Origin of the sequence: Winogradskya humida (assembly GCF_016862215.1) — a bacterium.
GTDB classification, from domain to species: domain Bacteria; phylum Actinomycetota; class Actinomycetes; order Mycobacteriales; family Micromonosporaceae; genus Actinoplanes; species Actinoplanes humidus.
The window spans coordinates 1-22262 of record NZ_BOMN01000021.1 but is presented as its reverse complement, the minus strand read 5'-3'; the positions used below and the strand labels follow the sequence as shown (position 1 = coordinate 22262).

23 protein-coding genes and 1 riboswitch are annotated in these 22262 nt (G+C 70.3%); of the genes, 10 read left to right on the top strand and 13 right to left on the bottom strand.

Annotated features, from left to right (window positions below; translation table 11 throughout):
- The first annotated feature begins 22 nt into the window (after nucleotides 1-22).
- On the top strand, nucleotides 23-628 hold the full coding sequence (locus Ahu01nite_RS08080; protein ID WP_203835801.1) for a hypothetical protein: 606 nt from the start codon (nucleotides 23-25) through the stop codon (nucleotides 626-628).
- Between the two features lie 365 nt (nucleotides 629-993).
- On the opposite strand, the gene Ahu01nite_RS08075 is transcribed toward Ahu01nite_RS08080, so the two are convergent.
- Nucleotides 994-1833, bottom strand: a complete 840-nt coding sequence (locus tag Ahu01nite_RS08075) for an alpha/beta hydrolase (RefSeq protein WP_203835800.1) — start codon at nucleotides 1831-1833, stop codon at nucleotides 994-996.
- Nucleotides 1830-2759, bottom strand: a complete 930-nt coding sequence (locus tag Ahu01nite_RS08070; RefSeq protein ID WP_203835799.1) for a hypothetical protein — start codon at nucleotides 2757-2759, stop codon at nucleotides 1830-1832. Before Ahu01nite_RS08070 ends, Ahu01nite_RS08075 begins: the two co-directional genes overlap by 4 nt.
- 29 nt (nucleotides 2760-2788) lie before the next feature.
- Here Ahu01nite_RS08070 and Ahu01nite_RS08065 point away from each other — a divergent pair, with 29 nt between their 5' ends.
- Nucleotides 2789-3121 (top strand): hypothetical protein, encoded by a 333-nt coding sequence (locus Ahu01nite_RS08065; protein WP_203835798.1) that lies wholly within the window; start codon nucleotides 2789-2791, stop codon nucleotides 3119-3121.
- A gap of 3 nt (nucleotides 3122-3124) precedes the next feature.
- Here Ahu01nite_RS08065 and Ahu01nite_RS08060 read toward each other — a convergent pair whose 3' ends face one another.
- Complete coding sequence (locus Ahu01nite_RS08060; RefSeq protein ID WP_203835797.1) at nucleotides 3125-3283, bottom strand: hypothetical protein; 159 nt, start codon at nucleotides 3281-3283, stop codon at nucleotides 3125-3127.
- A 163-nt stretch (nucleotides 3284-3446) separates the two neighbouring features.
- Between Ahu01nite_RS08060 and Ahu01nite_RS51315 the strand changes: the two genes are divergently transcribed.
- The gene (locus tag Ahu01nite_RS51315) at nucleotides 3447-3578 is read left to right on the top strand and encodes a hypothetical protein (protein ID WP_275411718.1); all 132 of its coding nucleotides are present in this window, start codon (nucleotides 3447-3449) and stop codon (nucleotides 3576-3578) included.
- Here the strand turns inward: Ahu01nite_RS51315 and Ahu01nite_RS08055 are convergent.
- Nucleotides 3560-4504, bottom strand: coding sequence for an NADP-dependent oxidoreductase (locus tag Ahu01nite_RS08055; protein ID WP_203835796.1), 945 nt, complete (start codon nucleotides 4502-4504; stop codon nucleotides 3560-3562). The genes Ahu01nite_RS51315 and Ahu01nite_RS08055 overlap by 19 nt on opposite strands.
- A 94-nt stretch (nucleotides 4505-4598) precedes the next feature.
- On the opposite strand from Ahu01nite_RS08055, the gene Ahu01nite_RS08050 reads away from it, so the two are divergent.
- A complete protein-coding gene (locus tag Ahu01nite_RS08050) occupies nucleotides 4599-5171 on the top strand; it encodes a TetR family transcriptional regulator (protein WP_203835795.1) in 573 nt (190 codons plus the stop codon).
- Here Ahu01nite_RS08050 and Ahu01nite_RS08045 read toward each other — a convergent pair.
- The 4 genes from Ahu01nite_RS08045 to Ahu01nite_RS08030 are packed head-to-tail and all read right to left on the bottom strand — an operon-like array spanning nucleotide 5140 to nucleotide 9561.
- Complete coding sequence (locus Ahu01nite_RS08045) at nucleotides 5140-6669, bottom strand: serine/threonine-protein kinase (RefSeq protein WP_203835794.1); 1530 nt, start codon at nucleotides 6667-6669, stop codon at nucleotides 5140-5142. The two genes, Ahu01nite_RS08050 and Ahu01nite_RS08045, sit on opposite strands and share 32 nt — an antisense overlap.
- Before the next feature lie 36 nt (nucleotides 6670-6705).
- A complete protein-coding gene (locus tag Ahu01nite_RS08040) occupies nucleotides 6706-7842 on the bottom strand; it encodes a glutathione-independent formaldehyde dehydrogenase (protein ID WP_203835793.1) in 1137 nt (378 codons plus the stop codon).
- A 22-nt stretch (nucleotides 7843-7864) separates the two neighbouring features.
- Nucleotides 7865-9100 carry an MFS transporter gene (locus Ahu01nite_RS08035; RefSeq protein WP_203835792.1) on the bottom strand — a complete coding sequence of 412 codons (1236 nt, stop codon included), beginning with the start codon at nucleotides 9098-9100 and terminating at the stop codon, nucleotides 7865-7867.
- A complete protein-coding gene (locus Ahu01nite_RS08030; protein ID WP_203835791.1) occupies nucleotides 9097-9561 on the bottom strand; it encodes a MarR family winged helix-turn-helix transcriptional regulator in 465 nt (154 codons plus the stop codon). Before Ahu01nite_RS08030 ends, Ahu01nite_RS08035 begins: the two co-directional genes overlap by 4 nt.
- Before the next feature lie 56 nt (nucleotides 9562-9617).
- Here Ahu01nite_RS08030 and Ahu01nite_RS08025 point away from each other — a divergent pair, with 56 nt between their 5' ends.
- Complete coding sequence (locus Ahu01nite_RS08025) at nucleotides 9618-10502, top strand: DUF6461 domain-containing protein (RefSeq protein WP_203835790.1); 885 nt, start codon at nucleotides 9618-9620, stop codon at nucleotides 10500-10502.
- On the opposite strand, the gene Ahu01nite_RS08020 is transcribed toward Ahu01nite_RS08025, so the two are convergent.
- Genes Ahu01nite_RS08020 through Ahu01nite_RS08000 form a run of 5 tightly spaced genes read right to left on the bottom strand, consistent with a single transcriptional unit; the run spans nucleotide 10499 to nucleotide 14926 of the window.
- A complete protein-coding gene (locus Ahu01nite_RS08020) occupies nucleotides 10499-11413 on the bottom strand; it encodes a sulfite exporter TauE/SafE family protein (protein WP_203835789.1) in 915 nt (304 codons plus the stop codon). The two genes, Ahu01nite_RS08025 and Ahu01nite_RS08020, sit on opposite strands and share 4 nt — an antisense overlap.
- The gene (locus Ahu01nite_RS08015) at nucleotides 11406-12269 is read right to left on the bottom strand and encodes a TauD/TfdA dioxygenase family protein (protein WP_203835788.1); all 864 of its coding nucleotides are present in this window, start codon (nucleotides 12267-12269) and stop codon (nucleotides 11406-11408) included. Before Ahu01nite_RS08015 ends, Ahu01nite_RS08020 begins: the two co-directional genes overlap by 8 nt.
- Nucleotides 12266-13039, bottom strand: a complete 774-nt coding sequence (locus Ahu01nite_RS08010; protein ID WP_203835787.1) for an ABC transporter ATP-binding protein — start codon at nucleotides 13037-13039, stop codon at nucleotides 12266-12268. The genes Ahu01nite_RS08015 and Ahu01nite_RS08010 overlap by 4 nt, the downstream gene beginning before the upstream one ends.
- The gene (locus Ahu01nite_RS08005) at nucleotides 13026-14060 is read right to left on the bottom strand and encodes a taurine ABC transporter substrate-binding protein (RefSeq protein WP_239158705.1); all 1035 of its coding nucleotides are present in this window, start codon (nucleotides 14058-14060) and stop codon (nucleotides 13026-13028) included. The genes Ahu01nite_RS08010 and Ahu01nite_RS08005 overlap by 14 nt, the downstream gene beginning before the upstream one ends.
- 11 nt (nucleotides 14061-14071) lie before the next feature.
- On the bottom strand, nucleotides 14072-14926 hold the full coding sequence (locus Ahu01nite_RS08000) for an ABC transporter permease (protein ID WP_203835786.1): 855 nt from the start codon (nucleotides 14924-14926) through the stop codon (nucleotides 14072-14074).
- A 188-nt stretch (nucleotides 14927-15114) separates the two neighbouring features.
- Between Ahu01nite_RS08000 and Ahu01nite_RS07995 the strand changes: the two genes are divergently transcribed.
- From Ahu01nite_RS07995 to Ahu01nite_RS07975, 5 genes are all read left to right on the top strand, one after another.
- Entirely contained in the window at nucleotides 15115-15606 is a 492-nt protein-coding gene (locus Ahu01nite_RS07995; protein WP_203835785.1) for a beta-class carbonic anhydrase, read from the top strand.
- Between the two features lie 181 nt (nucleotides 15607-15787).
- The gene (locus tag Ahu01nite_RS07990; protein WP_203835784.1) at nucleotides 15788-17236 is read left to right on the top strand and encodes an ATP-binding cassette domain-containing protein; all 1449 of its coding nucleotides are present in this window, start codon (nucleotides 15788-15790) and stop codon (nucleotides 17234-17236) included.
- A gap of 7 nt (nucleotides 17237-17243) precedes the next feature.
- Nucleotides 17244-18533 (top strand): M20/M25/M40 family metallo-hydrolase, encoded by a 1290-nt coding sequence (locus Ahu01nite_RS07985; RefSeq protein ID WP_203835783.1) that lies wholly within the window; start codon nucleotides 17244-17246, stop codon nucleotides 18531-18533.
- A 21-nt stretch (nucleotides 18534-18554) separates the two neighbouring features.
- Nucleotides 18555-18671, top strand: a riboswitch (SAM riboswitch).
- A gap of 68 nt (nucleotides 18672-18739) precedes the next feature.
- On the top strand, nucleotides 18740-19948 hold the full coding sequence (locus tag Ahu01nite_RS07980) for an aminotransferase class V-fold PLP-dependent enzyme (protein WP_239158716.1): 1209 nt from the start codon (nucleotides 18740-18742) through the stop codon (nucleotides 19946-19948).
- Nucleotides 19949-21402: 1454 nt separating this feature from the next.
- Complete coding sequence (locus Ahu01nite_RS07975) at nucleotides 21403-21633, top strand: hypothetical protein (RefSeq protein WP_203835781.1); 231 nt, start codon at nucleotides 21403-21405, stop codon at nucleotides 21631-21633.
- The last annotated feature ends 629 nt before the right edge of the window (nucleotides 21634-22262 follow it).

The window sequence follows — 22262 nt, the reverse complement described above, 5'->3', positions numbered from 1 at the left end:
CGCTGTTGTACCCTCCAGCCCCATGATCAGCTTTCCGGGCAGCCCCTGGCCCGCCGGCCACGACATCGCCGACCTGCGGTGGTCCGCCCGCCTGGAACCCGCCACCGGCCTCTGGTTCGACCTGCACCTGGAGAGCGCCCCCTACGACGCCGACCCGGCTGCGATCGACGGCGAGGACGACTGGACCGCCCCCATCGTCTGGACCAACTACCACCACTGCATCCTGTCCTCCACCCACTGGGAGAACCCCGGCTTCCTGGCCGCCACCGCTCAGCGCCCCCTCGCGGACCTCGACTTCACCGTCGACGTCGTCGAGCAGGAGGACGACGAGGACCAGGCCTTCGGCATCTACCTCCTCGGCCACGACAGCGTCTCCGACCACCGCATCACCTTCACCCCGAACCCCGGCGACACCACGTTCCACCTGGACTGGCGAGGCCGGATCGCCCTGCGTTACTCGGACTCCCTGGCAACCTACGACCACGAATTCATCGCCACCGCGGACGACATCTCCCTCAGCCACATCACCGTCCCCACGGACATGGACGACGACTCAGCCCGCACCGTGCTCGCCGCCCTGATCCACCCACTCCCCGCAACCACCCTGCATCGGGCTACACCGCGTTAGCGATGACCGAGGCGATCAGAAACCCTCCGAACCCGATCACATAGCCGACCCCGATCCCCACAGCCCGCCGCCCCGGCCTCAGCGCACAGGACCAAGCAGCCACCGTCGTCCGGCGGCAGCCGCCAGCAACGGGCCGACAGCCACCAGCATCTGACCGTCCGCCGTACAGATCAGGTGAGGATCGACATCCCCGCACCCGTCACTGGCCATGGGAAACACGAACAAACTGAACAACGCGGCCAGCCCGGACCCACCCGCCAGCACCCCGACCGCCACAATGGCACCAACCAGGCTTCCAGTACGCCGCTCCGGCACCTGATTCACGCAGCGTGACGCTACCCGACCACCACCCTCCCCGAGGGGCGCTATGACCGGAAGAGCCAGCGCAGGGCGTCCGGGAGCAGGACGCCGCCGTGGTTGGGGCTGTGCGGGCCGTCGCCGAGGACGAGGCGGAAGTCGTAACCCGCTTCGGCGAGGGCAGCCGCGACGCGCAGGTTGGCCGCCAGCCAGTTCGGCCCGGACTTGTTCCACTGTAGATCGCGGTGGCCGGCTTGCATGAAGATGCGCAGCGGTTTGCGGGCCTCAGCAGCAATCATCGACGGGTACGGGTTCCCGCCCGGCATCTGTGCGAAGCTGGCCAGGCAGCACATCACCCGCCCGAAAGCGCCGGGTCGCAGCCACGCCGCGGTGAACCCGCCGTTCCCGCCGCTGCTGCCGCCGCAGATCGCCCGGCGCGCCGGGTCCTCCGCGATCGAGTATCGCGCGGTGACCTGCGGGATAATCTCGGTCAGCAGGAACGTGACGTTGCGGTCGTCGAACGCGTCGTACTCGGCGTTGCGGTTCTTCGGCTGGGCGGCGCTCGCGAAGATCCCCGGGTCGACGAACAGGCCGATGGTGACCGGGATGTCGCCGTGGTGCACGAGGTTGTCCAGGACGATCGCGCCGCGCACCTCGCCGTCCGGGTCCAGATACCAGCCGCCGTCCAGGAAGACGGCCAGCGAGGCGGGTGTGGCCGGGTCGTACGCGGCGGGAACGTGCACCCAGAACTTCCGCGACGTACCCGGATAGACGACACTGTCATCCCACGCGAACTCAACCGTACGACCAACCGGCACGCCGGGCTGCGCGAACGAATCCGGCCCGTGGGCGTAACGAACATCCGCCCGGTCGTCGGGCAGCGGCTGGAACGGCACGGGCGCGGTCATGCGTACGGATCCCAGTACGCGCCGTACCGCAGCAGCGACGACGCCAGATCGGGGTGCGCCGCCGCCCAGCGGGTGTCGAAGAGGAACCACTGGTCGTACCCGAAGAAGTCGTCGATGTACCGCGCGACCTGCGCGATGTGCGGCTCCAGGCTGATTATGTCGCGCCCTGGCTTCTTGTCCCGCACGACGCCGGGAGCCGGGTCGTACCCGTCGAGCTGCGCATACCGCCGCATCGCCAGCCCGATGTCATCGTCGCCGGGCGCGATGAGCTCCCGGAGGAGCCGGGCATCGTCCGCCTTGAGGTCATCGGCATCCCGCAGGTGACCGACGAGTTCCGGCAGGCTCACACCGGGAAACATCAGCGCTCCGGTCAGGTCCAGGTTCGTCCCGTTGCCGCGATGCTCCCAGCCGACGCGGACCGAATAGACCGCATCTCCGCCGGCCCCGGCCGGCGGCACGATCCGAACCGGCACGTGGTGGCTGAAATGCGCATCGGGGAAAGCAATGGCATTCGCGGGCAGGGGCCAGGTGTCGTTCAGCAGGAAGGCGAGCCGCTCGGGTGACGCGGCGGCAGCCACATCGTCGATGAAGTAGTAGGCAAGATCGACCTCGTCATCATCGGTACGCACCCGCAGGGCATGCTCACCAAGCCTGATCGGATCATCGTCGCTCTCCACCCAGAGATACTCGTCCAGCAGTTCCCGCAGCTCGTCAACGGTCTCCGGCGCGGCGATCCCCTGCTCCCGGCCCCGCTCGAAGATGGACTCCAGCCCGTAGACGCCACCACCCAGCTCAGCCTCGATCCAGTCCTCCGGGTCGTCCCGCACCCACCCCCGCCGGAACCAGTCGAGCACCGTCGCATCGGGCTGCGTCACCACGCGCTTGCTGAACGGCGAGTCCTCTCGCCACCGGCACACGAAATACATGCGGTCGACTCCCTGCTACCTTGCCCGCCGTGGACGATCACGACTGGGAACTGCTGCAGGGAGCGTACGGGCCCGCCACCGAGGTTCCCGCGCTGATCCGAGAGCTCCGCCACGGCGGCCCGGATCCGCGCGCGGACCTCGAACGCAAGCTGAGCGACCATGTCCAGCACCAGGGCATGCTCTACCCACCCGCCGTCCCCACGGCACAGCTCCTCATCGACGCCCTCGCCGACGAGACCACCCACGATCGGCTTCTGGCGTACGAGCTGCTGCTGACGATCGTTGAAAACGCCCACCATTACGAGAAGGAACACACCGCGGACCCGACCCTGGCCACGCTCAGCGTCGCCCGCGCCGCGTAGTGGTCACGCCGGCGGCGCGGCGCCGCCCACGAGGCGGTCGCCCCGGACCCGGTGGACCGGGAGGCGCACGAGGCCGTGCGGGCGGGAGTCCCGGCGTACCTGGAGGTCCTGCGGAGTGGGGATCGGCAGCTGCGTCGGGGCATGGCGACGTTGCTCGGGCATTTTCCGTCCGCCTGGCCGGTCATGGCGGCGGAGTTCGCCGAACGGCTCGCGGAGGAGGAGAATCCCGAGGTCGCGTGGTGGCCGAGCCGGACCCGGCGATGCTGGTGCGCCCCTGCCGGACGGCGCCGGTTTTGCGGATCTCGACCGGGTGCAGCGGGACGCCGTGCTTGCCCTGATACACACCGGGGTTCTGCTCTGGATGGATGCCATCTGGCGGGATGTCGCCGAGTGCAACCTGCCGCACGTTCACGACGAGTTGTTCGCGTGGGCGGCTGGTCAGGCGGCGTTGTTCTGAACGGTGATGATGAGTTTGCCGCCCTTGGGGATCTGGTGGCGTTCGAGGTCGGTGAGGGCCGGGATGGCTTCGGTGAGCGGGGCTGTGCGGGCGATCGGGATCTGGAGGATTCCGCGGGCGGCGAGGCGGGCGGCCTGTTCCAGGTCGTTCGTGACGGGCTGGGAGATCATGACCTGGTACGGGCCGGGGAGGGCGCTCCGGGCGAACTTCGCGGGGGTGGGGACGATGTCGATGATGCGGCCGCCGGGTTTGAGCAGGGTGTGTGCTGTCCGGCGCGGGAGGGTGCCGGGGGTGTCGAGGATGAGGTCGAAGCGGTCCTTGAGCTCTGCCGGGTCGAAGTCGAAGGCGACGATCGGGGCGATGCCGAGGTCGCGGGCCGCTTCGGAGGCGGTGGCACGGCAGCTGCCCGCCACTGAGGCGCCGTGTGACAGGGCGATCTGGACCGCCGCGCGGCCGACGCCGCCGAGGCAGCCGTTGATGAAGACGGACTGGCCGAGTTGCAGGTTTCCCTTGGTGAACAGGGCCTGGACGGCGGTCAGCCCGACCACGGGGAGCGCCGCGGCCTGCTCGTAGGAGAGGTCCGCGGGCTTGAGCACCACCGACTTCTCGTCGGCGAGGACCCGCTCGGCGAATGCTCCCGCACCCTTGAGACTCGTGCCGCCGAGCACCTCGTCGCCGGGGTGGAAACGGGTGACGCCCGCGCCGATCGCCTCGACGATGCCCGCGAAGTCGTTGCCGATGCCACGAGGGAAGGTGCGGCCGGTCATGACGCGCATGTCGCCGTTGCGGATCTTCCAGTCCATGGCGTTGGCGGCGGCCGCTCGTACGCGTACCAAAATCTGGCCTTTGCCTGGTTGTCCGGGGTTGAAGTCTTCCAGGCGCAGGACTTCGGGGCCGCCGTAGCGGTGGTACTGGATGCGCTTCATCAGGATCTCCGAGCGTTGATGTCATCTGATGACATGACCGTAGCATGGTGATGTCATCAGATGACATGACGCGGGGCACACCTAGACTGGCGGGATGGGACGTTGGGAGCCGGGGGCCATGGGGCGGCTGCAGGAGGCCGCGCTGGACCTCTATCTGGAGCGCGGGTTCGAGCAGACGATGGTTGCCGACATCGCGGGGCAGGCCGGCGTTACCGCGCGTACGTTCTTCCGGTATTTCACCGACAAGCGCGAGGTCTTGTTCGCCGGGGCGTCCGAATTGGAGCGGAGGGCGCTCGAAGCCCTGGAAGAAGCCCCCACCGAGGCATCGGCGCTGGATGCCGTGACAGCCGCGCTCGACGCGGCGGCGGAGGTGATCGGCGGCGATCGGGAGCTGGCGCGGAAACGGCAGGCGGTCATCCGGGCCAACCCGGAGCTGCAGGAACGCGAGCTGATCAAATTCGCGTCGCTGGCGGCCGGACTGGGCGGTGCGTTACAGCAGCGGGGCGTCGACGCGCTGGAGGCGAGGCTTGCCGCGGAGGTCGGAGTCGCCGTCTGCCGGGTCGCGTTCGAGCAGTGGATCGACGACACCGAGGGTGGCACCGTTCGCGAGGCGCTGGGCCGGCTGCAGCCGATGATCAGGGATTGGGCCGGAAGCTCGCGTAGATGAGCTCGATGTCCTTCTTGCTGGAGGACCAGTCGGCGGCGCGGGTGGCCCAGTAGATGCCGTACGCCTGGTGGGCCGACGTGATGACGCCGCGGTTCAGGACGTGGCGGGTGCCGCCGTCGCTGTAGGTGTACTCCCAGTCCGCTGCCTTCTTGAAGTACTTGACCTCCTTGATGCTGATCTCCTGGTAGCCGCGGAGGTCGCCGCTGGAGGACCGGGCCTCGGCCTTGCCCTCCCAGTCGGCCTTCGGGTTCTTGGCGGGCGTGTTCGTCTGGTCGATGCCGAGGACGTGGCCCTTGCCGTCGCGGAAGTAGACCATCCCCTTCGACGTGGCGCCCTTCTCCAGGGTCCGCTTCCAGCCCTCTGGGACATAGAGAGAAAAACCTGTTTTGTCCTTGTACGCCCGCCAGCCCGCGGGGAGGGCGGGCAGGCCGGCGCCGGTGGCGGTGGCGGACGGCGACGCCGACGCTTTCGTGGGCGCAGGGGACGAGGGGGCAGCGGCGGACGGGGACACGGAGGGTGCAACCGAAGGCGCGACAGAGGCAACCGGCGGCGGCGGTACGGCGACGGGTTTGGCCGGGTCCGGGCGGGTCAGGGCCCAAGTGGCGCCCGAGCCGCCGAGGATGACCACCGCCGCGGCCGCGACGAGCAGCGGGCGGCGGCGACGGGACGGCTCGGCCGGCGGGGCGGCGGCTTTCTGCAGGCGGCGGCGCGTTTCCGCGGTGTCGATGCGCTGGGAGGGGTCCTTGCGCAGGAGGCCTTCGAGGACCGGCGCCATGCTGCCGGCCTGCTGCGGCGGGTCCGGCTCGTCAGCCGCGAGGGCGGTCAGGGTGCCCATGACCGAGTCGCGTTTGTACGGTGAGCGCCCCTCGACAGCCGTGTAGAGCGTCGCGCCCAGTGACCACAGATCCGACGCCGGGGAGTCCGTGCCGTCGCGGGCTCGTTCCGGGGACATGTAGTGCGGGGAGCCCAGGACCAGCTCGGAGCTGGTGGTGATGATGCTGTCGCCCTCGATGGTGGCGATGCCGAAGTCGGTGAGAACAACCCGGCCGTCGGTGCCGAGCAGGACGTTGGCAGGCTTCACATCACGATGGCGTACGCCCGCCAGGTGAGCCGCCTCCAGCGCGTCGAGCACCTCGAGCCCGAGCACGGCCGCCCAGCGCGGTTCGAGCGGCCCGTCCTCGGTGATCACCTGCTGCAGCGAGCGCGACGGCACGTACTCCATGACGATCCACGCGCGACCGTCGTTCTCGACGACGTCGTACACCTGGGCGACGTTGGGATGGCTGAGCTGGGCCGCCGCCCGCGCCTCCTGCACCGTACGACGATGCACGGAGTCGCGTTCGGCGGCGACCAGATCGTCGGGGAGCACGATCTCCTTGACCGCCACGTCCCGATCGAGAACGCCGTCGCGGGCTACCCACACCTTGCCCATGCCACCGGCGCCCAGTGGCTCACCCAGCACGTATCGCCCGGCGACCTCAACAGGAGCGGCAGTCATGCAACTCGATGTACCCCGCAAGCGGCGAAGGCAACCTCAGGGCTTGAGCAGCACCTTGGTCCAGCCGGCCTCACGCTTGTCGAACCGCTCGTAGCCCTCGGCGGCCTGCGACAGCGGCAGCTCGTGCGACACGAGGAACGACGGCTGCGCGCGGCCCGCGATGATCAGGTCGCGCAGCCGGCGGTTGTAGCGCTTGACCGGCGCCTGGCCCGTACCCATGTGCTGGCCTTTGCTGAAGAACGTGCCGTACTGGAAGGCGATGCGGCCCTCCTTGGCCAGGTCGGAGGTCGCGCCCGGGTCCTCGGGGACGTAGACACCGACCACGCCGATGCCGCCGGTCGAGCGCACCGACTTGACCAGGTTGTCGAGGACCAGCTCGGGGTGCTCCTGGCCGGTGCCGTCGTGGGCCTGGTATCCGACCGCTTCGACGCCGCAGTCCGCGCCGCGGCCGCCGGTCGCGTCGAGGATCTGCTGGGCCGGGTCGGCCTTCGAGAAGTCGACCGGTGTCGCACCGATCTTGCCGGCGAGGTCGAGGCGGTCCTTGGCCTTGTCGACCACGAACACCTCGGCGGCGCCGCGGATCATCGCGCTGTGCGCCGCCATCAGGCCGACCGGGCCGGCACCGAACACGACGACCTTGTCGCCGGGCTGCATCCGGGCGAGCTCGGTGCCGTGCCAGCCGGTCGGGAAGATGTCCGACAGCATGGTGAAGTCGTTCTCGTGCTCGGTGCCCTGCGGCAGCTCGAGCAGGTTGAAGTCCGCGTAGGGCACGCGCAGCAGCTCGGCCTGGCCGCCGTCGTAGGGGCCCATGTTCGCGTACCCGTAGGCGGCCCCGTCCATCCCCTCGATCGGGTTGGTCCGCAGGCAGAAGCTGGTCCAGCCGGACTCGCAGTTACGGCAGCTGCCGCAGGCGATGTTGAACGGCACGGACACCCGGTCGCCGACCTTGACCCGGTCGGTCCCCGCGCCGACGGCCTCGACGATGCCCATGTTCTCGTGGCCGAGGATCTTGCCCTCCTCCACCGAGGTGCGCCCCTCGTACATGTGCAGGTCGGACCCGCAGATGTTCGTGGTCGTGAGCCGGACGATCGCGTCCGTGGGTGCCTGGATCGCAGGCTCCGCCACGTCCTTGACGGCCACCTTGCGCGGGCCCTGGTAAACAACGGCCTTCATGAGCCGGCCTCCTCCACGATTGTTACGTAACCGGGCTACCCGTCGTCGAGCTGCGGAAACGTCGCAGGGCCGGAGTCGTGACGGCGATCAGGCCGGTCGCCACGAGGGCCGTCGCTCCGCCGATGACCAGGGAAGCACCGCCGGAGGTGGCTGACGCGACCAGGCCCGCGCGCAGGTTGCCGAGCTCGGGGCCGGCGACACCGACGATGTTCTCCAGGACCGAGATCCGGCCCAGGTACGCCTGCGGCGTGGCGGTCTGCACCACGGTCCCCCGGGACACCACCGCCCACGTGTCGGCGGCGCCGGCGAGCGCGATGAGGCCGAGCACGGCGGGCAGGGCGGTTGCCAGGCCCGTCAGCCCGAGGGACGCCGCCCAGACGGCGCCGCAGATCAGCATCACCACGCCGGCGCGGGGACGGCGGGTGATCGTGCCGGACAGGATCGACGCCAGGACGCCGCCGACCGCGAGCGCGGTGGTGAACAGGCCGAGGATCTCGGGACGGTCGCCGAACTTCTCGGCGTTGAGGACGGGGAACAGCGCTACCGGCATGGCGAGCAGCGTGGCGGCCAGGTCGGCGAGCAGGGAGCCGCGGACGGCGGGGGTGCTCACGGCGTACCTGAGGCCATTTCTGACCGCGCTCAGACCGGGACTGCCGTCGGCGGGAGTGACCCCGCGCGGCAGGCCGGCCAGCCCGACGATGGAGGCACCGAACGTGACGGTGTCGATGGCCAGGCACCAGCCCACGCTCGTGGCCGCGGTGAGCAGGCCGGCCAGGGCCGGGCCGAGCAGCATGGCGAGCTGGAACGACAGGTGGTTGAGGGCCAGTCCCGCGGCGAGGCGGTCGCCCTGGAGCAGGCGTGGGATGAAGGTCCGCTTGGCGGGCGCGGCCAGGGCGCCGCAGCACGAGGCCGCTGCGGTGAGCAGCAGCATCGCCGGCACCCCGCCGGTGCCGGTGAAGGCAACGGCGGTCATGAGGACGCCGACCGCGATCCGGGCGTAGGTGAGGCGGATCGCCAGCAGCCGCCGGTCGACGTGGTCCAGGAAGGCACTTCCGGCCAGGCCCAGCACGATCATGGGTACGCCCGCCGCGAGCCCGACGAGCCCCACCATCGCCGCGTTGTGCGTGCTCTGCCACACGAAGTAGATGACCGCGAAGTTGCCCATCTGGCCGCCGAAGCCCGACGCCGTGCTACCGAGCCAGAGCCGCCGGAACGCCACGTTCTCACGCAGCGGCCGCAGGTCTACGAGCGAGTTCACTGCAGGTTGTCCTGGAGACGGTCCGGGAACGAGCGGCGGGCCAGGGCGGCGCGGATGTCCTCGACGACCTTGGTGAGCGGGTACGGCAGCTCGGCGTCGAGCGCGCGGACGGTTGCCTCGGTGGCACGCCACTCCGCGTTCATGAACGGCACGATCTCCGTCGCCCGCGCCGTGAGCTGAACCCGCCGCGTGCGCCCGTCGGGGCCCTCCGCGCTCTCCACGAGCCCGGCCGTGCGCATCGCCGCCACCGTCTGGCTCATCGCCGAGTGGGTGACGCCGCGCCGGTCGGCCAGCTCCTGGATGGTGTGCGGGCCGAAGCGGCCGAGCGCGATCAGCGGCCCGACGAACCGGGTCCGCACACCCTCGATGCCCGCCTCGGTGTAGAGGGCGGCGATGTCCCGGTCGAGCTCGCCCAGCAGGGCGTGCGCCGGCGACCAGTAGTTGCTGTCGAGCAGGTCCATGCCGAGAAAGTAACAGCGCTTATATAAATTGCGCGACCTGATTTAAACTTCCGGACGTGGATGACCTGTTGTACGCCCAGAGCCGGGTAACCGCGCTCGGCAACGCGTGGTGCCTGACGTTCATCAAGGCCGTCGACGAGCGCACCGCGCTGCTCCGGATGGGCGCCTACCCGGACACGATCGCCGTCTCCTCGGACTTCCAGGACCGCGCCGCGGCGATCACGCTGGGGAAATGGGCGCTGGTGATCGAGCCGCGCGGCGTCGCGGGCGGTGACCATGTTCTGCTCGAGGAGGTCTCGCGCGGGACCGAGGCGCTGTCGGTGCTGCGGGACGACCAGGCCACCCCGCGATTCACGTACGCGCTGGACGGCGCGGTCGCGGTTGCGTTCGATCCGGCGTACCCGTCGCCTGAACTGACGTGGGGCACCCAGCCGGACATGCTCGCGCACCTCACCCGGGCGATCGGCCTGCGCGAGCCGGACGGTGAGGACGACGAGACCTGGCGTGATGCCGAGGCGAAGGCCCTGGTCCTGGCTCAGCGGCTGACCAACGCACGGGTTCCGGCCGACGCCTTGACCGTGCCGCGGCTGTCGGCCCAGCTGGAGCCGTGGTTCGTCGGCGGCGTTCGGCCGGGTGATCTGCTGCGGGCGCGAGGTCCGCTACCGGCCGGGGGTCGCGACCTCGCTCTGACCCTGCTCCGGGAACAGGCCGCGAAACTCGGCATCGCCGACGCCCCCGGCCTTTCCGAGACGCTTTCCTCCGGTGGCCCTGTTCGTGTGGAGTCCGAGCTCGGCCGCCAGGTGCGCGTCTGGCTGGCCGAGCCCGGAACCTACGGCGCGTTCACCACGGCCCTGCGCGGGGTGCTCGACCCCGACCCGGATGTGGCCCTGCGCGCTGCCCTTCGCCCGCTCTCCCCCGAGGAGCGCGCCACGTACCTCTAAGCCCGCTCCTGGACCGACGCCGACTCGATGACCTCGCGGTCCTCCTCGCGGTGCTTGCGGTACTGGCCGATGGAGTACGCGAGCGCGGCCGCCCACACCACGTAGATCACCGCGTAGACGGTGTAGCGGACCCCGTCCGGCGCGTCGATCCAGTCGCTCTTCAGCAGGGTGCGCACATTGGTGAGGATGATGACGCCGCCGACCGCCGAGCCGAGCACCCGGGGCGGGATGTGCCGCACCAGCCAGGCGGCGACCGGGGCGGCGATCACCCCGCCGAGCAGCAGCGCGAGCACCCACATCAGGTTGATGTCCTCGGAGCCGATGCCGACGAAGAAGCCGATGCTCGCGGCGATCGCGACCAGGAACTCGCTCGTGTCGATCGAGCCGATGGTCTTGCGGGGTTCGAGCCGGCCGCTCGCCAGGATCGCCGGGGTGCCGACCGGTCCCCAGCCCCCGCCGCCGGTCGCGTCGACGAACCCGGCCACGACGCCGAGCGGCGCCAGGAACCGTTTGCGCAGCGGCTTGCCGAGGTTGCCCTTCGGCAGGCCGAGCGTCGTGAACCGGATGAAGACGTAGAGCCCCAGCACCAGCAGGATGATCGACATCAGCGGCGCCGCCGTCGCCGTGTCGAGCCCGGACAGGAACGTCGCCCCCGCGAACGCGCCGACCGCGCCGGGCAGGCCGATCTTGAGCACCACCCGCCAGTCGACGTTGCCGAACCGCCAGTGCGAGAAACCGGACATCAGCGTGGTGCCGATCTCCGCCAGGTGGACGGTCGCCGACGCCGCGGCCGGGTTGGTGCCGATCGCCAGGAGCAGCGTCGTGGACGTGACGCCGTACGCCATGCCGAGACTTCCGTCGACCAGTTGCGCGCCCAACCCGACCAGGGCGAGCAGCAGCAGCCTACGCACGGGCCGGTCCTGCCGGGATGTCACCGCGCAGGGTGATCCGGTGCATGACGCGCCGATCGGTGCCGTAGTCGCGGTTGGCGTAGTGCGCGGTGCTGCGGTTGTCCCACATGGCCACGTCACCGAGGCGCCAGCGGTGCCGGACGATGTGCTCCGGCTTGGTCAGGTGGGCGTAGAGCAGGTCCAGGATCGCGCGGCTCTCGAACTCGGAGACGCCGACGATGTGCGAGGTGAAGCCCGGGTTGACGAAGATGCCCCGGCGGCCGGTCTCGGGGTGCACGCGGATCACCGGATGCTCCACGGGGTCGAGGCGGGTGACGATCTCGCCGTCCCACTCGTTGCCCTGACCGCCGCGGCGCTGGGCCAGGTAGTAGCCGAACTCGCGGGCGCCGTCGTGCACGGCGGTCAGCCCGTCGACCAGGTGGCGCACGCCCGGCGACAGCGACTCGTAGGCCAGTTGCGCATCCGCCCAGTTCGTGTCGCCGCCGCTCGGGGGCAGGGTGACGGAACGCAGGATCGAGCCGAGTGGCGGGCGGCGCATGAACGTGACGTCGGTGTGCCACACGTCGGCGAAGCCGTTGTCGGTGCTGTCGAGGGCGTACACCTCGGGGTGGGCCGCGTCGACACCGCCGACCACCGGGTGCGACGCGGTCAGCTCGCCGATGCGCCGCCCGAGGGTCACCTGGCCGTCGTCGTCGAGGCTCTGGTCGCGGAAGAACAGCACCTTGCGGTCGACCAGCGCGGCCCGGACGGCGGCGACCTGCTCGTCGGTGGCGGTGGCCAGGTCGACGCCGTGCACTATCGAGCCGAAGTGCGGGCCGAGCTGTTCGAGCTGGAGATCGACGATCGCTGCGGTCATGCGGAGGCTCCTTCGGGGACGGTTGCGGCTTCGCGGACGGCGTGGCCGATCTGGGAACGCAGGGCGGCGTATTCGGGCAGGCCGCGGAGCTCGTCCGGGGCGAGACCGTCCCGGGGCAGCCCGACCTTCAGGTCGAGGGCCACCTGTCCGGGCCGGGCGGTGAGAACCACCACGCGACTGCCGAGGAAGACCGCTTCATCAACACTGTGGGTGACAAATACACAGGTACGCCCGGTGCGCGCGCTCACCCGCCGCAGGTCCTCCTGCAGCCGCTCGCGGGTGAGCGCGTCCAGGGCGGCGAACGGCTCGTCGAGCAGCAGCAACGGGTTGTCGACGGCGAGCGCCCGCGCGATGGCCACGCGCTGCTGCTGGCCGCCGGAGATCTGCCAGGTGCGCCGGTGCGCCACGTCGTGCAGGCCGACGCCGGCGAGCAGCTCGTCGACGCGGTCGGTGGGCAGGCCCGCGTACCTGAGCGCCAGGGCGACGTTCCCGCCGACGGTCTTCCACGGGAACAGCCGCGGCTGCTGGAACACCAGCCCGGCGCCACGGCCGGGTTGCGGGGCGTGGCCGCCTGTCAGCACCGTACCCGTGGTCGGTTGTTCGAAGCCGGCGATGAGCCGCAGCAGCGTGCTCTTGCCGCACCCGGACGCGCCGACCAGGACGAGGAACTCCCCCGCCGGCACGCTCAGGCTGACCGGCCCGACCGCGGTCACGTCGCCATAGGAATGCTCGACGTTCTCGAGTTCTACCGCCGCGTCAGCCGAGGACATCCGGCAGGCCCTTCACGTAGATGGACTTCTGCACGGTGGTCAGGTCGGGGACCGCGTCGATCTTCTGCTGCTCCTTGAGGAACTGCGCGGCGCTGACCAGGTTGTCGGCGAGCTTGCCGACCTTGGCCTCCGTACCGAGCCACTCGTCGCTGGCCAGATCCGCCGGCTTGAGGAAGACACCCTGGCTGAGCTGGTTCTGCGCGTCCGCGGGGGTGAGGTTGAGCTCCTGCGCGACGGACTTCGCGGCGGCCGCCGGGTCGCTGGCGATCAGGTCCAGGGCCTGCGCCTCCACCTTGCGCCACGCGTCGACGGCCTCCGGGTGGGCCGACGCGAACGCCGTGGAGACCACCCCGAGGTCGAGGGTCGGCTTGCCCGCGGTGGCGAGCTGCCGGCTGCTGATCAGGACCTTGCCGGTCTTCTTCAACTCGTCGAGCGAGGGCAGCCACGAGTACGCGGCATCGAGGTCACCGCGCGTCCAGGCGGCCAGGATGTCCTGCGGTTCGAGGTCCACGATCGTCACCTCGGACTCCGCGACCCCGGCCTGCTTCAGCGCGGCGAGCAGGCTGTAGTGCGCGGTCGACGCGAACGGTGTGGCGACCTTCTTGCCGCGCAGCCCGGCCACGTCGGTGACGCCGGAGCCGTTACGGGCCACCAGCGCCTCGTTGTCACCGGCCACGTCGAGCACGAACGCGACCTGGTACGGGATGTTCAGCGGCGCCGAGAGCCCCCGCGCGACCGGGCTGGACCCGATGGCGGCGATGTCCAGGCTCTTAGCCACGAACGCCGTGTTGATGCTGGCACCCGAGTCGAACTTGGTCCACTTGATCTCGTAGTCCGGCAGCGCCTTCTCCAGCAGCCCCTGGTTCTTCACGACCAGGTCACCGCTCGGGAACGCCTGGTACGCGATCCGGATCGTCTTCTTGTCCGGGCTCGTATTACCGCTCGCGGCACCGTTTCCGCAGGCGGCGCTTGCCAGCAACAGAGCGGTTGCAACAGCGAGGACGGGCAACATTCTTCTCATGGGGATTTTCCTTAACTTCTGCCCCGCCACGGGATCAGCCGAGTCTCGGCCGTCCGCAGCAGGGCGTCGATGAGCAGGCCGGAGAGGCCGATGGCGAACAGTCCCAGCACCACGACGTCGGTCTGCGAGTAGCGCTGCGCGTCGCGGATGAGCCCGCCGATCCCGGGCACACCGTTGATCGTCTCGGCGGCGACCACCGAGGAGTACGCGACCCCGACGGCGAGCCGGATCCCGGTGAAGATCTCCGGCAACGCGTTCGGCAGCACCACGTCCCGCACGATCTGCCAGCGCCCCGCGCCCAGCGCCCGCGCCGCCTCGACCAGCCCGGTCGGCGCGGAGTAGACGGCCGCAGCGGTGGCGACCGCGACGGGCGGCAGCGCGGCGATCGACAGCAGCCACAGCTTGGGCGTCTCGTCGATGCCGAACCAGATGATGAACAGGCTGAAGTACGCGAGCGGGGGCAGCGCCCGCACGAACGTCACGACCGGCTCGGCGACGACCCGGATCCAGCCGACGGTCCCCATCACCACGCCGAGCACCAGCCCCGCGGCCACGCCGATCACCGATCCGATCAGGATGCGGCGCAGGCTCACCCCGAGATGCTCGATCAGCAGATGACCGCTGTACCCGCGGACACCGTCGTGGGTGGTCGACGTGACGATCAGCTGGTGCCACACGGCACTCGGGGCCGGGATGAACGCCGGATTGCGGGTCACCCGGGCGGTGATCTCCCAGAGGACGTACAGCACGACCAGCGCGACGACCCGCAGCAGCACCCGCCGCCGGCGGCCGCCCTTCGCCCGGGCCGTGCGAGCGCCACCGGCCGCCGGCTCCGTGGTGGGACGCACGGGCGCGATGATGCTCACGGGACACTCCTTCTCGGACCACAGGCCTCGATCATGGACATCTATCGGATGCCGCCCCCATTTCCTACCCTGCCCATCGGTATTTAGGCAATCACGGAACGCCGTCCGTCCCGCTCTCTGGGCCTCTTACGGGTGTTTACCGCTCGCATCTCCACGCAGGACGGCGATCGGGCATAGGGTCCGGCGGCATGACTGTCACCGATGAACTGCTCGCCAACGCCGAGCGCTACGCCGCCACCTTCGACAAGGGCGGCCTGCCGCTGCCACCCGCCCGCCGCATCGCGGTGGTCGCCTGCATGGACGCCCGCCTCAACGTGTACGGGCTGCTCGGCCTCGCCGAGGGCGACGCCCACGTCATCCGCAACGCCGGCGGCGTCATCACCGCCGACCAGCTCCGCAGCCTCGCCATCAGCCAGCGCCTGCTCGGCACCACCGAGATCGTCCTCATCCACCACACCGACTGCGGCATGCTGACCTTCACCGACGACGAGTTCAAGGAATCCATCCGCCGCGACGTCGGCGTCAAACCCTCCTGGGCCGCCGAGGCGTTCACCGACCTCGAGACCGACGTCCGCCAGTCCCTCGAACGCATCCGCCTCGACCCGTTCATCCCGGTCAAGGACTCCGTCCGCGGCTTCGTCTACGACGTCCGGACGGGCCGGCTCAGCGAGGTGAAATGAGCTGCGGTGCCCGGCCACCACGGCTATCGTCGGCCGGGTGAGGCACTACTACTTCCTGTGACGGGACCCTGAACGGCCCGCTCTCCGCGTTCTGCTGACGCGTCGAGACGGCGGGCCGTTCGCCGTGTCCCCGTCCCGGCTTCAGTCCAGGAAGAGCGGTTCCTTGCGCGCGCAGATCACCATGTCCGATGTCCATGTCGCCCGGGGCGGCCATGCCGTCCTGCAGGGCGTTGATCTGACCGTCTCACCCGGCTCCCGCTGGGGAATCGTCGGCGAGAACGGCCGGGGTAAGAGCACGCTGCTCCACGTGCTGTCCGGTGACCTGGTCCCCGATCGAGGGGATGTCTCCCGGCTCGGGAGCCTGGGCGTCGCCGGGCAGGAGCTGGCGGGCTCCGGGCGTACCGTCGAAGGATTGATCTCCATCCACCTGGCCGCCGCCAGAGCCGCGGTTCGTGCCGTTGACGACACGATCGCGGGCGCCGGCGCCGCCTTTCAAGCGGCCCTGGACACCGCGGTCGCGCTCGACGCCTGGGATGCCGACCGCCGCGTCGACATCGCACTGGAGGCCCTCGGCGCCGTTACCGACCGTGAACGGCTGTTGGAGACGATGTCGGTCGGGCAGCGCTACCGGGTGCGCCTGGCGTGCCTGCTCGGCGCGAACGACGACTTCCTGCTGCTCGACGAACCCACCAACCACCTCGACCAGCAGGGCCTGGACTTCCTCACCGCCCGGCTGCGCGCCTGGCCGGGCGGGATCGTGCTGGTCAGCCACGACCGCGACCTGCTGTCCGACGTGGCGACCTCGGTCCTGGACCTCGGCCCGAGCCGCGACGGCCGCCCGGTTTCCTACGGCGACGGGTACGCAGGGTACGTCCGCGGCCGCAGCGCCTACCTTCAGTCATGGGCGGACGACTACGCCGCGCAACAGGCAATCCAGGCCCGGCTCGCCGACGACCTTGCGGCGGCGCAGGATCGGCTCAGCACCGGCTGGCGCCCGGACAAGGGCACGGGCAAGCACCAGCGCGCCACGCGGGCACCGGGGCTGGTCCGGTCGGTGCACCGCCGCGCCGCTTCCCTCGCTGCCGGCGCTGTTTCCATGCCGTCTCCACCGCCGCGGTTCGTCATGCCCGCGCTGACCGCGCCTGCCGGGGTGGCCCTCGTGGAGGCCCTCGGAGTCCGGGTCCGGGGCCGCCTCGAAACCCCGGTCGACGTCACCCTGCCGGCGGGCTCCCGGCTGGTGGTCACCGGCCCCAACGGCGCCGGCAAGTCCACCTTGCTCGCCGTCCTGGCTCGGCTTCTGCTGCCTACCGAGGGTTCGGTGCGGTGTCACCCCGCCGCCCGGATCGCCCTCCTGGCCCAGGAATCACCCGCCCTTGGCGGCCCGCTTTCCGGCGACCCGCTTTCCGGCGGCCCGCTCTCGACGGGTCAGCAGCGGCGGATCGACCTGGCGGCGGTGCTGGCCGGGGAGCCGAACGTGCTGCTGCTCGACGAGCCGACGAACCACCTCTCGACGGCCCTGGTCGAGGAGCTCACCGCGGCACTTGCCACCACCGGCGCGGCGGTCGTCCTGGCCACTCACGACCGGTGGCTGCGCCGCGAAACCGCGGATTGGCCGCAACTCCTGCTATGAGTCGGGGATGACAAAACCTGAGGACGAGGTCGTCACCCTGGCGAGTGAGCTCATCGCCATCGACACCACCAACCCCGGAACGTACGGCGGACCGGGTCCCGAACGGGCCGGGGCCGAGTACGTCGCCGCGAAGCTCGCCGAGGTCGGTTGTTCCGTGGAATACGTGGAGTCGGGAGCACGGGGGCGGGGCAACGTGATCGTCCGGCTCAATGGTGCGGACCCTGCGCGCGGGGCGTTGCTGGTGCACGGTCACCTCGACGTCGTCGCCGCCGACCCCGCGGACTGGTCGGTGCATCCGTTCTCCGGGGAGGTCCGTGACGGGTATGTGTGGGGGCGCGGCGCCGTCGACATGAAGGGGATGCTGGCGATGATGCTCGCGGTCGCCCGGCACTTCAAGCGCACGGACGTCGTACCTCCCCGGGATCTGGTCTTCGCGTTCCTGGCCGACGAGGAGGCCGGCGGTGTGGTGGGCGCGCAGTGGCTCGTCGAGCACAGGCGGGACCTCTTCGACGGCGTCACCGAGGCGATCAGCGAGGTCGGCGGGTTCTCGGTGGAGCTGGGCGGGCGGCGGGCGTACCTCGTGGAGACTGCCGAAAAAGGGTCCATGTGGTTGCGGCTCGCCGCCCGGGGCACCGCCGGGCACGGGTCGCTGCTGCACACCGACAACCCGATCGCGAAACTGGCCGCGGCGCTCGACCGGCTGGACCGGCACCGTTTCCCGCTGATCCTGACCGACCCGGTGCGGGAATTCCTGGCCGGGTCCGGGCTCCCGTTCGACCCCGCCGACCCCGAGGCCACGGTCGCGAAACTGGGGCACCTGTCCCGGCTGATCGAGGCGACCCTGCGCGACACGGCGACGGTGACGATGGTCGACGCGGGGTACAAGTCCAATGTGGTGCCGTCGATCGCCCGGGCCACCGTCGACGGGCGCATGCTGCCGGGGCGCGACGCCGCGTTCCGGGCTGAGCTGGCTTCGGTGCTCGGGCCCGGCATCGAGGTCGAGTGGGACAGCCTGCCAGCCGTGCAGACCAGCTTCGACGGGGACCTGGTCGCGGCCATGGCGGCGGCCATCACCGCCGAGGACCCCGGGTCCCGCCTACTGCCCTACATGCTCCCCGCGGGTACGGACGCCAAGTCCTTCGCCCGCCTCGGCATCCGCCACTTCGGGTTCGCCCCGCTGCAGCTCCCGCCGTCGCTCGACTTCACCGCGCTGTTCCACGGCGTCGACGAGCGGGTGCCGGTCGACGCGCTGCGGTTCGGATCCCGGGTGCTGGACCGGTTGCTGCGTTCCTGCTGATCGTCTGTTAACGTCGGAGCCGGTCATGAGTGCCAGCGCGTAGCCCCGGCTTGCTGGCCGGCAACCCTTGCGTTCGCGATGGGGTGCCCCGGGTGAGGACCAGGCCTGCGCCGATCCCGGTGCGGGCAAGCGCGGGCCCCGGGGAGTCGGGACCCCGACCCCACGGAGCTGTCCCTGTGACTCTTGCCCTTCAGCGCGATCTTGAGATCGTGGGCGCAGACCTCACCACCACCCTGCCCTCCGGCGAGGTGGTCGGGTTCGCCCACCTCGACTACGCGGCCTCGGCCCCCAGCATCCGCGCGGCCTCCGACGCGGTCACTGCCATCCTTCCGTACGCCGGCAGCGTCCACCGCGGCACCGGACTCCGCGCACAGACCTCGACGCTGGAGTACGAACGGGCCCGCGACCTGGTCGCCGAATTCGTCGGCGCCCGCCCCGGCGACGAGGTCATCTTCACCCGCAACACCACGGACGCGCTCAACCTGCTAGCCCGCACCCTCCCCGAAGGCACCACCACCATCGTCTTCGAGACCGAGCACCACGCCAACCTCCTCCCCTGGCCGAACCAGCTCCGCCTCCCGGTCCCCGCCACCCCGGACGACGCCGTCGAAGCCGTGCGCGCCGCCCTGCGTACGGTCAAGGGCTCCGTCCTTGTCGCGGTGACCGCCGCGAGCAACGTCACCGGCGAGATCTGGCCGGTCCGCCGCATCGCCGACGCCGCCCACGCCGCCGGCGCCCGGGTAGTGGTCGACGCCGCCCAGCTCGCCCCGCACGCCCCCATCAGCCTCGCCGATCTCGGCGCCGACTACCTGGCCTTCTCCGGCCACAAGCTCTACGCCCCCTTCGGCACCGGCGTCCTGGCCGGCCGCGCCGACTGGCTCGACGCCGCACCCCCCTACCTGGCCGGCGGCGGCGCCAGCGCGACGGTAGGCGAAACCCCCGGCGACGTCACCTGGACCACCGGCCCCGCCCGCCACGAAGCCGGCACCCCCAACCTCATCGGCGCCGTAGCCCTCGCCGCCGCCTGCGCAGCACTCCTCCGCACCGACCGCACCGCCCTCCACCACCGCGAACAAGAACTCCTCAACTGGCTCCGCTCCGGCCTACTCCCCCTCCCCGGCCTCCTCGAAGTCAACACCTTCGGCCCCGACCACCCCCGCGTAGGCATCACCTCCCTAGCCTTCGCCACCCACGACCCCGCCGCAGTAGCCAACACCCTCTCCACCAACCACGGCATCGGCGTCCGGGCAGGCCAGTTCTGCGCCCACCCCCTCACCCGCCGCCTCACCGGCACCACCCACACAGCAGCCTGCGGCTTCTCCGAAAGCCTCCTCCGAATCAGCTTCGGCCTAGGCACCCCCGACGACCACATCCACCGCCTCCTCACAGCCCTCTCCACCCTCACCCACCCCTAACCCCGCACCCCTCCCCCCCACCCTGCGCCCGATCCCCCACCCTGCGCCCCCACATCCCTCGCTCTACGCCCCCACATCCCTCGCTCTACGCCCCCACATCCCTCGCTCTGCGCCCCCATCCCCGGTCCCGCGCCACTCCCCGTGTGTTCCCACCCCTCGGCCGGGCCGCATCCGCCCGGCCGAGCTCCGCCTCACACAAAGCCCCACACCTCCACCGAGCCCCGCGCACGACTGGCCACCCCGAGCCACCCCTGGCCGCCTGCGCAACCCTGGCCACCCGCGCAACCCTGGCCACCCGCGCAACCCTGGCCACCCGCGCAACCCTGGCCACCCGCGCAACCCTGGCCACCCGCGCAACTCGGGCCACCTGGCCGCCCCGGCCCAGGTAGTCAGACGCAAGGCGGGCCGGCGAAGTACCGCGGACGCCGTTCGCCTGCACGGGCGCCATTCCTGCGTAGGCTCTCCCTTCCCCACACGGATGTACTTCCCTTCGCAGGCACCCCTATCCCCGTGCAGGCGCCCTTTCCCACGCAGCAGGCAGCATAATTCGACTGACCAACCCCCCATGTCCGCCGAAATATGGAAAACCAGCACCACCGCCCGGCCATCCATAACGGCAGCGCAAAGATTTACCTATGAACATCAGGGCGGCCGTCTTCCACCAAAATCATTCCACAATTCAAATGAACACAGCGGCAAATCGAATTCCCCAATCCACAAGAACGTCCCAATCGACAGAAGCGTTCTCCCCGCTTTGCCAAACTCTAAATTTCCCGCGTCCCGAGAACGGCTCCGCAAAAGCGACAGGCACAATCGCAGAAATCCGCCTCGGCCCGCCCCCGCAGTTCTCCGGCATCGGTTTCTCACCTCGGCGCGCTCTGCACCCACCCCGCAGGCACCATGCCCCGCAAGCCGAATCCGAGTGCCGCAGCTCCCACCGCGCGAGGGTGTCGAGGCCTCGGATGCCGACTCCACTGCTCCCGGTAGCTGCAACTTCCTACTCGGTTCACGCCGTACCGCAGGCAGCAACAGGTGCTCCACGAGCAGCGGCCGCGGGGTTGCCGGCGTCCCTCTCAGGGTTCGCCGCCGCGGTTCGGGCCGCGCGGATGGAAGTACCAGAGTCAGGCTAAAGATCTTCCGCCTACTCGACGCTGGAGGTCGGAGGCGTGCCGGCTGCGGCTGCGGCTGCGGCTGCGGCTGCGGCTGCGGCTGCGGCTGCGGGAGTTTTGGCGCTGGCGATGAGGCGGGAATCGATAACGCTGCCGCCATCACCGCTGGCCTTAGCACTGGTGCTGGAGTTGACGTTCGAAGTGATGCGGGCGCCGGGTTGGGCTCTGACGGCCCCTGGCTCGATGCCGACCGTGGAGAGGGCGGGGTTCGGAGCGCCCGCACCGCCGCCGAGCCTGACATCGCAGAGGCAGGCGCTTGCGTAGGTGTCGGCGTCTCCCACTGCGATGACGACGACCATGGAGGATGCGAGGCCCGGACCGCCCGAACAGGCTCTGGCATTCGGGGTAAGGCTGCGATTCGGACTGCGCTTGCGGTTCGGGCTGCGGCTGCGGTTCGGGCTGCGGCTGCGGCTTGTGACGGTGCGGGCGCGGCTGCGGCTTGTGACGGTGCGGGGGCGGCTGCGGCTTGTGACGGTGCGGGCGCGGGTGCTGGGCGCTGCGGTGGTGGGGGTGTGACGGTGGCGAGGATGTCGTCCCAGGGGATGCCGCTGGCGGCGTGGAGGGTGGGGTTTCCTTGGGCGGCGCGTAGTTCGAGGAGGCGTTGGACGTGCAGGCGGTATTTGCCCCAGGCGCGGCGGTATTCATGGTCGCGGCGAAAGGCTTCTCGGGCGGGTGAATAGTTGCGGGACCGCGTTCGGTCGCGCATTGCCGACACCTGGGCCGGGGTGAAGATCTGCAACTGCCCCATGCGTCACATTGTCCTACCTCTCAGCATGATCGTTCCACCCCGATCCATATTTGATCATGCCAAAGATGAAAAACGTGAGCTGAGTAACACGAGGGTCGACACCAATCGATTCGGCGATACTATTACTCGCAATTCTTTGCCGTGCCGGACCAGCTATTGGAATGGGAATATCAGTCGCCTGCAAGGCAATAGGATGGGCGCCACCACTCGCATAACGAGGCGAACGCAGCGGTGACGGCCAGTCGCTGTGGCGGCATGCGCGACAGTGGCAGGAGTCATGCCCGCAACGGCTCGGGCGCTCGAGACCCCAGCGCCCCAGCGCCCCAGCGCCCCAGCGCCCCAGCGCCCCAGCGCCCCAGCGCCCCAGCGCCCCAGCGCCCCAGCGCCCCAGCGCCCC

Coding starts and splice junctions, on each gene's coding strand:
- Ahu01nite_RS08080 (WP_203835801.1), top strand. CDS start 23: ATGATCAGCTTTCCGGGCAGCCCCTGGCCCGCCGGCCACGACATCGCC.
- Ahu01nite_RS08075 (WP_203835800.1), bottom strand. CDS start 1,833: ATGACCGCGCCCGTGCCGTTCCAGCCGCTGCCCGACGACCGGGCGGAT.
- Ahu01nite_RS08070 (WP_203835799.1), bottom strand. CDS start 2,759: ATGTATTTCGTGTGCCGGTGGCGAGAGGACTCGCCGTTCAGCAAGCGC.
- Ahu01nite_RS08060 (WP_203835797.1), bottom strand. CDS start 3,283: ATGCCCGAGCAACGTCGCCATGCCCCGACGCAGCTGCCGATCCCCACT.
- Ahu01nite_RS08055 (WP_203835796.1), bottom strand. CDS start 4,504: ATGAAGCGCATCCAGTACCACCGCTACGGCGGCCCCGAAGTCCTGCGC.
- Ahu01nite_RS08050 (WP_203835795.1), top strand. CDS start 4,599: ATGGGACGTTGGGAGCCGGGGGCCATGGGGCGGCTGCAGGAGGCCGCG.
- Ahu01nite_RS08045 (WP_203835794.1), bottom strand. CDS start 6,669: ATGACTGCCGCTCCTGTTGAGGTCGCCGGGCGATACGTGCTGGGTGAG.
- Ahu01nite_RS08040 (WP_203835793.1), bottom strand. CDS start 7,842: ATGAAGGCCGTTGTTTACCAGGGCCCGCGCAAGGTGGCCGTCAAGGAC.
- Ahu01nite_RS08030 (WP_203835791.1), bottom strand. CDS start 9,561: ATGGACCTGCTCGACAGCAACTACTGGTCGCCGGCGCACGCCCTGCTG.
- Ahu01nite_RS08015 (WP_203835788.1), bottom strand. CDS start 12,269: ATGACCGCAGCGATCGTCGATCTCCAGCTCGAACAGCTCGGCCCGCAC.
- Ahu01nite_RS08010 (WP_203835787.1), bottom strand. CDS start 13,039: ATGTCCTCGGCTGACGCGGCGGTAGAACTCGAGAACGTCGAGCATTCC.
- Ahu01nite_RS08005 (WP_239158705.1), bottom strand. CDS start 14,060: ATGAGAAGAATGTTGCCCGTCCTCGCTGTTGCAACCGCTCTGTTGCTG.
- Ahu01nite_RS07995 (WP_203835785.1), top strand. CDS start 15,115: ATGACTGTCACCGATGAACTGCTCGCCAACGCCGAGCGCTACGCCGCC.
- Ahu01nite_RS07990 (WP_203835784.1), top strand. CDS start 15,788: ATGTCCGATGTCCATGTCGCCCGGGGCGGCCATGCCGTCCTGCAGGGC.
- Ahu01nite_RS07985 (WP_203835783.1), top strand. CDS start 17,244: ATGACAAAACCTGAGGACGAGGTCGTCACCCTGGCGAGTGAGCTCATC.
- Ahu01nite_RS07975 (WP_203835781.1), top strand. CDS start 21,403: ATGACGACGACCATGGAGGATGCGAGGCCCGGACCGCCCGAACAGGCT.